This is a genomic window from Pseudomonas sp. LBUM1652 (assembly GCF_059716105.1).
Map to the genome: position 1 here is coordinate 5,566,646 of NZ_CP166804.1, position 14,941 is coordinate 5,581,586.

The 14,941-nt window shown below is 53.3% G+C and carries 9 protein-coding genes; 8 read left to right on the top strand and 1 reads right to left on the bottom strand.

The features are described from left to right. The first annotated feature begins 20 nt into the window (after positions 1–20). The 8 genes from ACA069_RS25135 to ACA069_RS25170 all read left to right on the top strand — a co-directional run bounded on the left by ACA069_RS25135 (position 21) and on the right by ACA069_RS25170 (position 14,048). Positions 21–2,168, top strand: coding sequence for a hypothetical protein (locus ACA069_RS25135; RefSeq protein WP_497615424.1), 2,148 nt, complete (start codon positions 21–23; stop codon positions 2,166–2,168). Further along, entirely contained in the window at positions 2,165–3,709 is a 1,545-nt protein-coding gene (locus ACA069_RS25140; RefSeq protein WP_497615425.1) for a hypothetical protein, read from the top strand. The genes ACA069_RS25135 and ACA069_RS25140 overlap by 4 nt, the downstream gene beginning before the upstream one ends. Then, on the top strand, positions 3,702–9,179 hold the full coding sequence (locus tag ACA069_RS25145; protein WP_497615426.1) for an ATP-binding protein: 5,478 nt from the start codon (positions 3,702–3,704) through the stop codon (positions 9,177–9,179). Before ACA069_RS25140 ends, ACA069_RS25145 begins: the two co-directional genes overlap by 8 nt. Before the next feature lie 24 nt (positions 9,180–9,203). Further along, positions 9,204–9,623 carry a very short patch repair endonuclease gene (locus tag ACA069_RS25150; RefSeq protein WP_497615427.1) on the top strand — a complete coding sequence of 140 codons (420 nt, stop codon included), beginning with the start codon at positions 9,204–9,206 and terminating at the stop codon, positions 9,621–9,623. A 74-nt stretch (positions 9,624–9,697) separates the two neighbouring features. Further along, the gene (darT, locus tag ACA069_RS25155; protein ID WP_497615428.1) at positions 9,698–10,336 is read left to right on the top strand and encodes a type II toxin-antitoxin system toxin DNA ADP-ribosyl transferase DarT; all 639 of its coding nucleotides are present in this window, start codon (positions 9,698–9,700) and stop codon (positions 10,334–10,336) included. Positions 10,337–10,350: 14 nt separating this feature from the next. After that, positions 10,351–11,409, top strand: coding sequence for a type II toxin-antitoxin system antitoxin DNA ADP-ribosyl glycohydrolase DarG (gene darG / locus ACA069_RS25160; RefSeq protein WP_497615429.1), 1,059 nt, complete (start codon positions 10,351–10,353; stop codon positions 11,407–11,409). A 115-nt stretch (positions 11,410–11,524) separates the two neighbouring features. Beyond that, the gene (locus tag ACA069_RS25165; RefSeq protein WP_497615430.1) at positions 11,525–13,552 is read left to right on the top strand and encodes an ATP-binding protein; all 2,028 of its coding nucleotides are present in this window, start codon (positions 11,525–11,527) and stop codon (positions 13,550–13,552) included. A 256-nt stretch (positions 13,553–13,808) separates the two neighbouring features. After that, entirely contained in the window at positions 13,809–14,048 is a 240-nt protein-coding gene (locus ACA069_RS25170; protein WP_497615431.1) for a type II toxin-antitoxin system RelB/DinJ family antitoxin, read from the top strand. Between the two features lie 80 nt (positions 14,049–14,128). Here ACA069_RS25170 and ACA069_RS25175 read toward each other — a convergent pair whose 3' ends face one another. Next, positions 14,129–14,941: a YfaP family protein gene (locus tag ACA069_RS25175; RefSeq protein WP_497615432.1), complete on the bottom strand. Its 813-nt coding sequence runs from the start codon at positions 14,939–14,941 to the stop codon at positions 14,129–14,131.

The window sequence follows — 14,941 nt, forward strand, 5'->3', positions numbered from 1 at the left end:
AAACATAGGAGTCGAGGGGAATGGAAAGCACCCAAATGGAAGGGGCGCGCTACCCCGCAGCCCTTGTCGACTGGGCCGGTCATCACTCAGGGGGAGTGAAGCGGCTGTTAGACAACGAAAGCGGCCAGCCTAACAAACTACTACTAAAAACGAGTCTTCTGGCCCGACTCCAAGCCTGGGCCGAAAAGCTCCCGGCCGATAGCACCAGCATCCCGAGGATTATCCTTCTGGTTGGTGGTCCAGGTAATGGGAAAACCGAAGCGATCGAGTCCACCATCCACTGGTTAGATGCGAGCCTAGGCTGTGAAGGACGGCTCATCGAAGAGCTGTCAAAAGCGTTCCATCCATTTGCTGGCTTTAAAGTTCCACGAATAGTCAGCGTCGATGCAGGAAGTCTTTCAAGGTTCGACAGTGGCTTGAGCTTGGATATAGTTCAGGACGCTACTTCGACAGCCGGTCACGAAGGGAGCGCTGCATCAGCACTCCTCATCGAGGAGCTCGATAGGCTACAGGATGGACCACCATCCCATGCTTATCTATGCTGCGTTAACCGGGGTGTCCTCGATGATGCGCTGATCCATGCTATCGACAATGATTTGGAAAAGCCGCGAGCCATCCTCGAAGCTGTAACGAGGGCTGTGAGCCTGGCTTACGATGCTCCCTCATGCTGGCCACTCGAAGGTTTCCCATCGATTGCGGTCTGGCCAATGGATGCCGAGTCCCTCTTAGTTAAACCTGACGAAGTGACTTCTGCACCAGCGGAAATTCTATTTGGACAGGCCACTGCATCCGAAATGTGGCCTGCAAAGGGATCATGTCCAGCAGGCGAAAAATGCCCCTTCTGTACCAGCCAAGCAATCTTAGCCCGGGACGAACACCGAACAGCGTTACTAAAGATATTGCGCTGGTATGAATTAGCCAGCGGTAAGCGCTGGAGCTTCCGCGACCTTTTCTCTCTGACTTCTTACCTATTGGCCGGGCACCACCCTGTCGTCCACGACCCAGCAAGTCATACGCACCAGTCAACGCCATGCCAATGGGCAGCCAGCCTCGTCGAACTTGACCAGAAGGCAGCAGGGACCAAAAGACCTACGAGACAGACGCTCTCAGCTATTTTTCATCTGGCGACATCAAGTTACCAACACGCGCTATTCCACCGATGGGGTAAGAGTGTCGCTACCTCTCTCCGCCGTGACATCAAGGAACTAGGACTCGGGAAGGAACTAGAGGCTGAGGAAGTGCGAACGCTTGTCGGCCTCGCTCATTTCCTGGCAGAGCGCAAGACTCATTATCTCCCAGCAACCATTGCCCCCTTGCTGGAAGGACTTGTCGACTCCCTAGACCCGGCGTTTGCAAGCCCCGACAGCGAAGTTGCAGTAAGTAACCGCAGCACAATTGGCCTTGGCGACCTCGACATGCGCTTCAGTCGCTCCCTCGCTGGTGGCATAGAGTTTATCCGTAAGTATCAGGTGCTATCGCAAAACGAACTTGAGCTACTCAAGCGACTTTCTAATGCAGACGCCATGCTTTCCTTGCCGAATATCCGCCGCAAGAAGCCCCTAGCGGCAAGTCGCATACAACATATCCTCCGAGACTTTGCGTGCCGACTTGTTCGCCGCAGCATATGTACTCGAACAGCGATAGTTGCAGACTTTCAGATTTTGCAGGCATTCCAACAGGTCGTTGAAGATGACGACAAGCACCAGCATCTCTTCGAAGTCGTAAAGCAAGTGAAGGATCTGCTGAACACAGGAAAAGAATTCGAGGTATCTCTAACCACCACTTTCGGACAGCCTCTACCGCCAAGACAACGCCAGGCGACATTAGTTGTGCCACAGCGTCAGGTCAAAATGCTACCCCAAAACACATCAGGACGACCTCGGGCACCAATTTGCTACCTAGGGGTTGGTAATGGGAAATCTGCACAACCAATCCCACTGACTTATGACTTGTTTAAAGCCGTGAAAGAGCTAGAAAGAGGCCTATCTCCTGCCTCTCTTCCCCGTACAGTCGTAGCTCTACTTGATACAACTAAAGCTCGGCTCTCCGGCTTAATTGTCCGTGATCAGGACCTACTCGAAGATGCACAGATACGAATAGGAACAGATGGAACGGTGGTAGGCCGATCATGGAATGGCTTCGTTGCGGGCATGGAGGATGGAAGATGAGTCTCGCGGACTTCAAGCAAGCTCCCTGGAGGAGTTCCCATTCCATTTATCAGACGTCAATCCTCGCGATGACGCCTGCTCCGGAATATGCGAACTCAGAAGTACTTCTAGCGTCGCTCTATCGGGCGATAGGTTTTTCATCCGCAAGTGAGGGGAGCGTACCGCAGGCCGGACGCGATCTGGACAAACGTATCCAGAAACTCCGAGAAAAGAGCCAACAGCCTCCTACCGGTGCGATCGTAGGTGTTGAGACTTGGAATACAGTACTTCACGGAATTCTGGAGAGCCCGAAACTCCCAAATCAGTCCACTAACCGATTTTTGCAAGTCACTCCCATCGTGCCAGGAACGGGACTCTTCTCTGGAGCAGCTCGGTTGCGGGGGAATCCTTGGAATGCTGGAAAGCTCATACGCAGAATGGTTTGCCTAGGATCCAAGGATCAGGAGTCGGCGCAAAAACTTTGGAAAAGCCTCTTTGCAGCTTTGAGCGTTACTGAAACGGACGACGTATTCGCACGGTGGCTTGAGCAGGAGACATCTTCGTGGAACCAAGGTCCGAGCGTCTGGACGCTAGCTCCAATCCCTGATGAGGACATGGCAACGTTAGAGTCTTCTGACTTCCTAGGAATTACCTTCCTACCCGCTCGAAGATTCACCAAAGATCTGCATTCACTTATGCAGGCGAAAGATGCTATGACACGCAGGCAATGGACCAGTTTGCTTGAGGCTGTGCTTCGCCTAGCTGCTGTTTCCCACGCAACATGGCTGTGCGACGTACATACCAGAATCTGGGGATGCCTATCGGCTGTACTCAACAATGGCACGATACCATCTAACGAGCTGGAAGCTCGGAGCGCAGTCTTCCCGGAGTCTCCCCAATATATGGCATATGGGGGAAAAGCCCTTCTAGGCCTCAAAGATCAGGTATCAAGTTATCTGAATGCTCGCCTTGGTATCAATGCCCTTCTCTGGTCGCTAGATCAAGTTGGAGCGCCCTATAAAGGTCAGCTTTCATCAAGCAACGACATGGTGGAACTATGCCGTCATATCGGGGCGCATAGGGCGGCACTCATCCGTGCGGGAACTCTAGAAACAATTGCTGATATACGCGAACAAGAGACCAGAGCGCGGCTGTGCAAGAAAGGCATAGGCGCCAACCTGATGGAGTTCGCGCGGCATGGCCTAGGGCAACGTCGGACAGCAGTGCCATTGCTTAGGGGATATGACCAAGGATATATCCTCAAGCAAAAGGGCAGTAGCCCATCCAGCCCATGGATCGTGTCTCTTGGCCCGGTGGCCGTCCTTGCTTTAGTCCACTGCGCTCTCGCAGGCATGGGCGGCCCACGCTCAATCCAAAGACTAGGACAACAGCTCGCAGCCTATGGCGTTACCGTAGATAAGCACGATATAGCCAGAAATGACCTGGGGCACCAGCTTAGGATGCTCGGTCTCGTGCTTGATAGCCCAGATGCCGAAAGCGGCATGCTGCTATTGCCGCCGTTCCACACAAGCCAAGCTCTTCAGGGAAGTGAAAATGAATAAACTAGCACACTGGCTTGCGTCAATTGTCCGGGAAAAAGCTTTAGGCGCCACGCAGGGGCTTAGTGGGAAAAAATTTGAATACAGGCTAATTTTCCGTGGTCCTCCACTCGAAATTCTCGAGCGAGTCTACGAGGAACTCGTTCGCGACGGAGGGATCCAAGTTACGTCTGGGATAGACGGTAGCTTAGTGACGTTGCCAGTACTACTCCAGTGCCCATCTGACCATATCAAAGGCCACAAACTTCAAATAGGGCAGTCCGGCAAGTGTGACAACGACCACTTACTGGATGTGCGTAATGACCCAAATAACTCCAGCTTTGTAGCCCTAGTCCCCGCTGGCCAGCACAACAACTTGTCGATCGAGTCGTCGAGCGATGTGTTCGGCATGAGCGCAGATGTCGAAAAATGGTCGCAAGACGGTTTTGTTCAGCAAGCGATTAATGAGGCGTTAGTCGTCGCTCGCATTGAGGATTCGTATAGAGACGATGCCAAACAGCTTATACGCGCAGCTGCAGATTCGATCGACGAGGTGGATCCGGAACAAGCAAACCATAGTGCCTCATGGCGCATGTTATCTCGTATATTTTCAATAGAGACCTGCCACCAGGGCATGTCGCCTGGCAACGCGCTTGCTCTAGCATGCGGTCTCCCACCAATGAAGGATGGTGGCGTCTCGTCAAAGGGCCAACTTTCCGTTTTAAGAAAGATTGCCGATGAACTTGCGGATGGCTTCAAGACCGGCATTGAACGCCTAGCACAAAGCGCCCCTGCCGACATTGCCCAAGCCCTGCGAGAACTTCTTGCCCACCTCCAAGCAAGCTGCGATGTGCCTACGGCCTTTGACCGCGCTACCGAGGCTTTCTATCTTCCTGGAAAGGCCCTAGAACTTGTGCCTTCTCCGGCATGGTGGAGTCTGCTAACTGTAGAGCAGTGGACAGATTTGCTCGCTGAAGAACTCGATGAAGTCATCGGGGAGATCAGCATGCGATGCACTAATAGTGTTACGCCTGCGATCAAGGGTTTACCGGCAGTAGTTCGAGACCGAGTGGAACTAGTCATTTCAACGAACGACGGCAGTCAGCCAGAAGAATTTATGCTGACTGGTGGTTCCTTTGGAAAGGCTCCAACACCATTGCAAGCAGCACCAGACGGAGCTACGGAACATACAGATTTAGCCCCGCCCTCCCACAGGACTCCCCTAACCTACAAAGTCACTGCTGCCAACTGCAAGCCCGCAAGCATACGGGTAATTTCTTTAATAAACTGGAAGCCCGGGATACTTGTAACTTGCAGGCTAGCAACGAAACTCTCCCCGCCGAAAAAACCAAGCAAGAACTCTGCGGCAATGAACTGGGAGACATCCCTATCACTACCAGGCTCTGGGCGTTACGAACTACGGTTGCACTTATCACCTGATGCAACTATTCGCAACGTTGAAGGCATGCCTGACGATGCAACAGAGCTAGAGGAGCAGCAACAATCCATCGAAGCCCGGCTGGTTGGGGAGAATGAGTATTTGGTGGAGGTGGTAGCCGAAGGCAAATATCAGTTAGATATTTCCTTCAACCTTACAGACGTTGCAACTCCTCAAATTTGTAGAGTTTACCTTTCTTGCGATGAAGCAAAGGAGGAAGGTTGTCGGAGCGAATTCGAGCGGTTAATTAAACTAAATCGCCGACATCTCGAAAAATTCGACACCAAGGCTGTGGTCCATCTTGACCGGAACGCCCGGTCTTCAAGTTTACAATCATGGATACTCGAAGAGCAGAACATAGCCAAGTCGTTCAGACCACTAGTTATTGCCGACGACTACGTATCAAGATGGGCCCCCCCCGACTGGGATGCTCCTCATGGCCCCGTTCTCTCACAAGGCCGCTTCCTGCATGACCCGCGCCCAGAGGTCGAAAGCTTTCAACCGCCCAAGGGCTTTGTGGAAGCTCGCAGGGAGATAGCAAAATACATACGAGGCGAGGATCAGTCAGGGCTACTTGAGTCCGCCCCGCTCGGAGCCTGGCTATCGGATCGTGCGGAATTCCGCATACTCGCCGAAGCATTCCTTGAAGCATACATGTTCTGGCTCGAGGCAGATCCGGACATCGCCTGTTGGATAGATACTGTTGCGGTCTGCTCCTTGGAATCAGACGGACGCACGCTGAGCAGAATCCCAGACGCCATTATCCTTTCTCCTATGCATCCCCTACGCCTAGCATGGCATTGTCTTGCGCAAAAAGTGCTGCGGGACGAGGTAGAGGGCGACTCCTCTTATCCATGCCCAGCTGCGAGCATATTTGATCCGGATTGTGTCCCTGATCTACTGACAATCGCATTGCAGTCGCCAAGTGGCGTAGAACGAATCGACTTCCTGTCCGTAGAGTGCAGCTCCGACTACTGGTCAGTACTGTGGAATGGCTCTCGTCTGGGCCAGTTACCCGCCCGGACCCGCCGTCCACCGTTCGACAACACATTCGGATTGACCGTCGGCGGCATCTCAAGCGGATTCAGCCCCGCACAAGTTTCTCGTGCCCTCGACGACGTCACCAATCTTCTGGCCGCAAAGCCCATTATTAGTCTGGTAGTGTCAAGTGCAGGTGGCACCACTGATGCGTGCAATGAAGGCTTGGCCAACTGGTGCACCAAGCGGTTCGGTAACGGAGATTCGGACACCCCAAGACAAAGTGTCGGCGCGAAGATTCTAGAGGTATTCGATACCCGACTTTCTGGAAGGCCTGATCAGGCTACGATCGCCAACCTTTCTGAAGACACTTACAACCACGTCCGTTGGTATGACAAGCAACCAGTTGGAGCTAAGCCTGATCTAGGCATCATTGCCCAACTAGACTCGGCAGAACCCGAGTCGAAAGAAGTCGGCATGCTTTCGCCAATGGGAGCTGGCGGCTTAATCAGGCATAGAGTACGACGTCAGCTTCTAGGTTCCTTCCTGAGCGAATCACGTCAAGGCATGCAGATGCCTCTATCCGGCGAATCATTCGCTGACAAGGTTTCAGCATGCATGATCATGGTAGAGCGGATGAGGGACGGCAAAGTAGGTCTGCAGTTCTCACCAAGTGTTCATGCAGTATCCGACATGCTTAAGGAAAACAGCGCCGGCTACGTTGCGGTTTCATCTTCCGCAATCGATCCCGCTTGTTTCTTGGGCGGCTGGATAAAAGGTACCTATCTTTGGGACTACGATCTCCCCTCCTATTCTCATCGCGCAGGTGATACTAGTGGCTATTACCTCCTATCACAGGTCAAGCAAGCCGATCGAGATGCCTTGCGCCGAGTCTTGAAGCCTCTTCCGGGGTGCGAAAACTTAGACGACGACAAGGTTGAGCAAATACTTCTAGAAGTTGCCAGAAGAGGGATTCCCACTGTCAGGGGTCTCTCTGGGGACGACACAGGCGCCACAGGTGACCTTGGCCTCTTTCTGGCGGTCCGACTGCTTCAGGATCAGTTCCGCATAGAAGGAAACCAGAACAGCCTATTACCAGTGCTCTCGGGATCATCAGACGAATCCACTATCGCAATAATCGTTCCCGTCGACCCGTTCAGGGGTTATCTTGCCGACCTTGCCCGATCTCTCGGGAAAGAGCGCAAAGACACTTCCCTGTCACGACCCGATCTGCTTGTGGTTGGCGTGCGAATCCGTAGAGACAAAGTTCATCTACATCTCACCCCAATAGAGGTCAAGTGCCGCCAAGGCAGCGTGTTCGGAGCCAACGACTCCGTGGACGCTCTTTCACAGGCAAGAGCACTCTCGACACTTTTGCAAGCCATCGAAGAACGCGCCAGCACATCTTTGGCATGGAGCCTCGCCTACCAGCACCTATTACTTTCAATGATAGGCTTTGGCTTACGAGTCTACAGTCAACATCAGGCAGTGGAGGGACAGGCTATCCGTTGGGCTGGCTACCATGAGCGCATCGCAGCTGCGATTCTCGATCCGGGGTCCAGACCTAGTCTGGATTTGAGAGGGCGGCTTATAGTCGTGGACGATTCAACTCAGAGTGTCCAGTACGATCGTGATGGCGACAATTTCGACGAGACGATTGTCATTTCAAACAAGGATGCGGGTCGAATCGTAGTCGGCAATGATCCACAGTCGTTCTACGACGCAGTGCGTGCCAAGGTTGGAGATTGGGGGCTGTTACCTCCTCATCTTGACAGCCTACCCCTTCCTGATAGTTCTCCCGCCGAAAGTGAACAGTTGGCGGCGCCTTTAGGAGTTCCAAACAAAGAAACAACGGCAGCGAACTTAATCGACGAAGAACCACCCTCCAGTAAATCGAATGGAGAAATCGCATCTTCCTTGACTCCAGACGAGATAGGCAGTGGGATAATTCTTTCAGTAGGCAAAACAGTCGATGGTTTCGAGCCAAGACAACTAACCCTGAACATATCCGACACTCGACTCAACCAGTTGAACATTGGTGTGGCAGGTGACCTCGGCACAGGTAAGACTCAATTCCTCAAGTCGCTTATCCTGCAGATATCCCGAGCCACCGATGCGAACCGTGGGATCAAGCCACGCTTCTTAATCTTCGACTATAAGAGCGACTTTAGTAGCTCGGATTTCGTAGAGGCCACCGGGGCAAAGGTAGTGAAACCTTATCACCTGCCCCTGAACCTCTTCGATACCACCGGCATGGGGGAATCTTCAGCACCTTGGTTGGATCGGTTCCGTTTTTTCGCAGACGTCCTCGACAAGGTGTACTCGGGCATAGGCCCAGTGCAGCGGGACAAACTAAAAGCAGCCGTCCGTAATGCCTACGAGGCAGCTAATGCTCAGGACCGCCAGCCTACGATCTACGATATCCATGCGGAGTACAGAGAAATACTTGGCGGGAAGTCGGACGCTCCAATGGCAATTATTGACGATCTGGTGGACATGGAGGTGTTTGCAAAGACCAAAGGTGAGACAAAACCTTTCGACGAATTCTTCGATGGCGTCGTGGTGATATCCCTGAGCTCCATGGGACAAGATGACCGAAGCAAAAACATGCTCGTCGCCATCTTACTAAACATGTTTTACGAGAACATGCTCAAGGTGCCCAAGCGAGCGTTTACAGGCACCGACCCGCAGCTCAGAGCGATCGACTCCTACCTATTGGTGGACGAAGCCGACAATATCATGCGCTACGAGTTCGACGTTCTACGCAAGCTGTTGCTACAGGGGCGGGAGTTCGGCACTGGCGTGATACTAGCTTCGCAATTCCTTAGGCACTTTAAGGTCGGTGCGACCGACTACAGGGAGCCTTTACTGTCCTGGTTCATCCACAAGGTACCAAACATCACACCTGCCGAACTGGGCGTCCTTGGCTTTACATCGGATCTGGCAGAATTGTCAGAGCGCGTGAAGACCTTGCCTAACCATCATTGCCTCTATAAATCTTTCGATATTTCAGGAGAAGTGATTCGTGGACTGCCGTTCTATGAGCTGATAAAGGAGGGAAATGATAGTCCTGCGTAAGAGCACTCCACATGGAGTTCAAGCGTGACCGACTTCCTATCTCCTAAAGAGCGGTCAGAGCGTATGGCCCGAATCAAGGGGAGTGACACCCGCCCAGAAATAGCGCTGCGCAAAGTGTTGCATAGCCTCGGTCTGCGTTACCGCCTGCATGGGTCAGGCTTGCCCGGCAAGCCTGACCTTGTATTTCCTCGGTACAAGGCAGTAGTTTTCGTCCACGGATGCTTCTGGCACAGGCATTCCAACTGCAGCATCGCCACGACACCGAAAAGCAATACGGCATTTTGGGTGGAGAAGTTCGAAAAAAACGTCGCCCGGGACGAACGAGTGACAGAGTATCTTAAGGAGTCAGGCTGGAACGTATTCGTCGTATGGGAATGTGAGGTTGGGTCTGCTAGAAAGGCAAAAGCGACAGGAGAGCGACTAGCAGAATTAATACGAAAGTAGCGCTGTACGCCAGCAAGCTCTTATCCTCAGCACCGGTTACCAAGCCGGCATCAAGAACGTGTGGAGTTTGTAAAATGGCAGCGCCTGCGCAACCAAAGATTTACCATATCTGCCACGTGGATCGCTTACCGTCCATCATCGCCAGCACGGGCTTGTTGTCTGATGCGGTACTGTTGAATCAAACGTTGCCGGGCACGGTCATTGGCATGAACCACATCAAGCAGCGGCGACTCCAGCAACTGAGGCTGGCTAGCCATCCAATTTTGCACGTGGGCGAATGCGTGCCGTTCTACTTTTGCCCGCGTTCGGTGATGCTGTATTTGATCTACCGGCAAAGCCAGGAACTGACCTACAAGGGTGGGCAAGGGCCTATCGTGCATTTGGAAGCAGACCTGTACGCTTCGGTGCAATGGGCTAATGCCCAAGCTAGGCGCTGGGCATTCACATTATCCAATGCCGGAGCCTACTACTTTGAAGACAGAGCAGATCTGGCCCATCTCAATGAGATTGACTGGAACGCAGTGCAAGCACGCGACTGGCGCCAGTGTAAAGAAGGCAAGCAGGCCGAGTTTCTACTCGAAAACAGCTTTCCCTGGCACCTGATTGAGCGCATCGGGGTGCAATCCAAGCAAATTTATACGCAGGTAGCTAATGTGTTACCTGTACAAGGGCACAGGCCAACGGTCGAATTACGCCCTGAGTGGTATTACTGAATGAAGAGTCGGCCATGATTGAATTTACCAGCGGCGACATCCTGCGGGATGAGTCTGAAGCCATAATCAACACAGTGAACTGTGTCGGCGTGATGGGCCGTGGCATTGCCTTGCAGTTCAAGAACATGTGGCCACAGAACTTCAAGGCCTACGAGGCTGCCTGCAAGCGCCAAGAGGTGCAGCCTGGCCGAATGTTCGTTTTCGATACGAATCAGCTCACGCTACCGCGTTACATCATCAATTTTCCAACCAAACGTCACTGGCGCGGCAAAAGCCGCCTACAGGACATTGACTCGGGACTCAGCGCCTTGGTGGCCGAGATTCGGACCCGTGGCATCAGCTCAATCGCCATTCCACCGTTGGGTAGCGGTTTGGGCGGACTTGATTGGGCCGACGTACGCCCACGTATCGAGGCAGCCATGATCGACCTGCCGGACGTTCGTGTTCGCGTCTACGAACCCATGGGCGCACCAGCAGCAGACAAAATGCATCACAGCCGAGAAGTGCCCAGTATGACCGCTGGGCGCGCCGCACTTGTCGAGCTGATGAATCGCTATGTGCGCGGATTGCTTGATCCCACAATTAGCCTGCTGGAGGTGCATAAGCTGATGTACTTCATGCAGGTAGCGGGAGAACCCCTTCGCCTCAAATACGTACAGGCACCCTATGGTCCTTACGCCGAGAACCTGCGCCATGTATTGCGAGCGATTGAAGGCCACTTGGTTGCCGGCTATGCCGATGGTGGCGACGCGCCAGATAAACCATTAACGCTGGTGCCTGGTGCAGTCGAGGAAGCAAATGCCTTCTTGGAGGCGAATGCTAAAACCCGCGCCAAATTTGATCGGGTCGGTGAGTTGGTTGAAGGGTTTGAAACACCTTTTGGCTTGGAACTGCTCGCAACAGTGCACTGGATCATTGAACAGGGTGAGCCCGTGTCCAGCGTCGATGAGGTTGTTGCCCATACTTACGCGTGGAACGCCCGCAAGAAGCAATTCACACCGCGCCAAATTGGTATCGCCGTGGACGTATTGGCAGCCAAAGGCTGGATTGAACCCTTGGGACTTAGCGCCTGAACCAATGCTCCGTGCACTAATCGCAACGGATGAGGCCACCTGCGCTTCGGCCGAGCTAGCCACGTCGCTGACATGATTGCTGGTGCTCTGAACCAGGTGAATTGGATCACAAAACATGGATCGAACGATGAGTGGAGAGACAGTAGAGCAGCAGAGCGGATCGAAATACGTTCATGTTCAAGCGCAGCCAGATCACCTGGAGTCTCTCGCTCGTGGAAAACCCGTCAATGCGCTCGCAGAGCTAATCTGGAATGCATTGGACGCAGACGCTGATCAGGTACACATCCGAATCACTGACAATGAGCTGGGTAGTCCAGTAGAAATCGAGGTTTTGGATAACGGCAACGGCATCACTGTGCAAGAAGCTGAGCAGGCTTTCGGTAACCTAGGCGGTTCATGGAAAAGAGACCATAGAGCAACTACTGGAACACAAAAAAAATTACACGGCAGAAATGGTAAGGGCCGGTTCAAAGCCTTCGCGCTGGGGCATGACGTAATCTGGGACACCACATTTCTTGAGGGCTCCGACAGTCTGCTTCAGCACGCAATCAAAGGACAAGCGAGCAAGCTGCAAGACTTCGAAATCAAAGAAGCTCATCCAGCACCGATAGGCCGACATCGAGGTACCAGAGTACATATTTCCAATCTTCAAGACTCCTTAGGCGTACTGACGCAAGATGGTTCAGCAGCCAGGCAGTTCGCCGAGGTCTTCGCTCTCTACCTGCGCAATTACCCGGCCACGAATATAACTTTTCGTAACGAGCGCATTGATCCGAAATCGGTTCAGAAATCGCACGACTCTGTTGAGCTGCCAGCATTCCAAGCAATAGATGGAACCGAGGTACAGGCCAAACTAGATATCGTCGAATGGAGCTTTGCAAAGAAAGAGCGGCGGATATGCCTCTGCGATAGCGACGGTTTTGCCCTTCACGAGGTTGAGGCCGGTATCCGACCTGGGGGGGAATTTAATTTCACGGCATTCCTACGCTCGGACTACATCGCGAAGCTGCAGCACGAGAATCTGCTCGCGCTCGATGACTTGAATGCCGACCTACGCCGTCTTGTCGACAGCGCACGTACGGCAATGCGGTCCCATTTCCGTCGCAAAAAAGCAGACACCGCATCTGAATTGGTTCAACAGTGGAAGGATGAAGGGGTCTATCCGTTCGCAGGAGATGCTGGGGACGAGCTAGAGCAAGCCCGAAGAGAAGTCTTCGACATCTGTGCGCTAAACGTACATCAGTATCTCGACTCTTTTCGCGAAGGTCATACTCGGAATCGTCAGTTCACCCTCCGAATGATCAAGACCGCTCTTGACGAAAATCCCGAAGCTTTGAAGCGCATTCTTACGGAGGTTTTAGACCTTCCTAAAGAGAAGCAATCGGAGCTTGCCGATCTACTCCAATACACCACTCTTTCAGCCATTATCGAAGCAAGCAAGCTAGTCACGGATCGACTGCAATTTCTTGTTGGACTAAACGAACTTCTGTTCGACGGCGAGTCGAAGCGAGAGCTGAAAGAGCGTACTCAGTTGCACAGGATGCTGGAGAGTGAGACCTGGATCTTTGGAGAGGAATACCTGCTGACCAGTAGCGATGAGAATCTGAATACCGTCTTGCGCAAACACTTGGGCAAACTGCGGCCTTCCGAGAAAAAACCTAGAAAGTCAAAAGCAGTGCTCCGAGATGATGGCTCCCAGGCGGTCATCGATTTACTACTAGGGCGGGAAGTACCGGCCTATGCGAAGACACGTCGTGAATACCTTGTCGTAGAGCTGAAACGTCCCTCACAGAAAATCGACCTTGAGGTAAAAGCACAAGTCGAAAGCTATGCGATGGCTGTCGCCGCCGATGAGCGATTTGATAAGCACAATACCCACTGGACATTTCTAGCAGTATCGAACGAGATGACAGAGGAAGCGGCGCGATCAGTTCGCCAGCAGGGAAAAGCCTTCGGCTTCTTTCATGATGAGCCGAATCTGAAGATAGGTCTTGTTACCTGGAGTGAAATCCTTGGTGCGTCCCGTGCTCGACTAGAAGCCTTCCGTGAAAAATTGGACTACACCGCTACAAAAGACGAAGGTATAGCCTTGCTTCACAGTAAATACTCGCAATATCTTCCTCAATCGCTGCAACCGAAGTAGCCAATTGAGAGTTGAGACGTTTTCGTCAAAAGACGCCACGCCTCAGCGAGATGGGGGGACAAATGGGGGGACAGAATTTAGCCCCACCAAAAAGCCCAGCAAAATAAGGCCACAACTCAAAAATAACGCCGCCCACAAGCCGGCTTTTAATGCCTGCCTAAAGTCGATCCTACCGCGCAAAACCTGAATCGGGACTTGTTGCTCACCGGGCGTAATGGGTTTCGGTAACGACAAGCGTCATTACAGGTATCTCATCATGGCATTCATCAGCATTCACATTGACGACGATCTGAAGCAGCGCTCCTACACCGAACTCGAAAGGTTAGGTATCACGCCCTCAGAGCTTTTGCGCCAAACACTTCAGTACGTCGCCGACCGGAGCAAGTTGCCGTTCGATGCCGCACTACACACCGATGAGAATGAAAGACTTACTGCTGTCGTCACTGAACGTCTTGCCACTCCCCAGCGAGTAAAGGTAAGTCTGGATGACCTATAACTCTCATACCCTTTAGTTCAGAAATCGGTCAGTAGCTTGTTGACCGATTCAATTGGGCAGCAACCCGCTGCCCAATCCCCTCACGGATAACTAAACGCCTTAACCAACGTCAACTCACCCACCGCCCGCATCGGGATCAAAAAAGTCTCCATCTTCTCGCTCGGCGTCCCTTCCTCGGTAATCACCGTCACCTGCGCCGTGGTCAGCGCCTGCACCGCCTCATCCCCGCCCTCATCGCCCCCGCGATACCCGCCACCGAAGTAATTCACATACACCAGATACTGCCCCTTGATCGGTGCCGGCATGGCGAAGATTTCCGGGCCGTAGCCGGTGGTCACGTCGACGTCCAGACCGGCGCCGTTGGCGGCGACGCGGTTGCCGTACCAGATGTGGCCGCCGTCGGGGGTGATGAGGTGCAGGTCGAGGTCGGTGCCGTCGCTGTCCCAGGCCAGCAATACGCGCAGTTTTGGCGGGGTGGCGCCGCCGCTGGTGTTAAGGAATTGAGTGCGGTGGCGTTGTTTGCCGTCGGGGCTACGAACTTCGACGCTGTTGCTGCCGTTGGGGAAGGAGAACGGGCGGTCGAAGTGGCCAGCGGGGTCGATTTTCAGCGGCATGCTGACGCCGTTGACGATCAGTCGGCCGGGCTCATTGTTCTTCGGCGTGGTTTTGATCTGGCCGCTGATGCGTGCGGTGTTGGCCTGGCCGATCGGGGTGTTTACCGATGAGGCCGGGTAGTTGACGGTCTGGCGGAAGCTTTCGCCCTCGCCGCCCGGCGAGCCGCTGCGCCAACCGCTGACCGGGGTGTCGATTTTGACGCTGTCGGCGGCTATTGCCGGCGATAGCGCGGTCAACGTGCAGAGCAACAGCAAGACCTGTGGATAACGGAGTGTCAT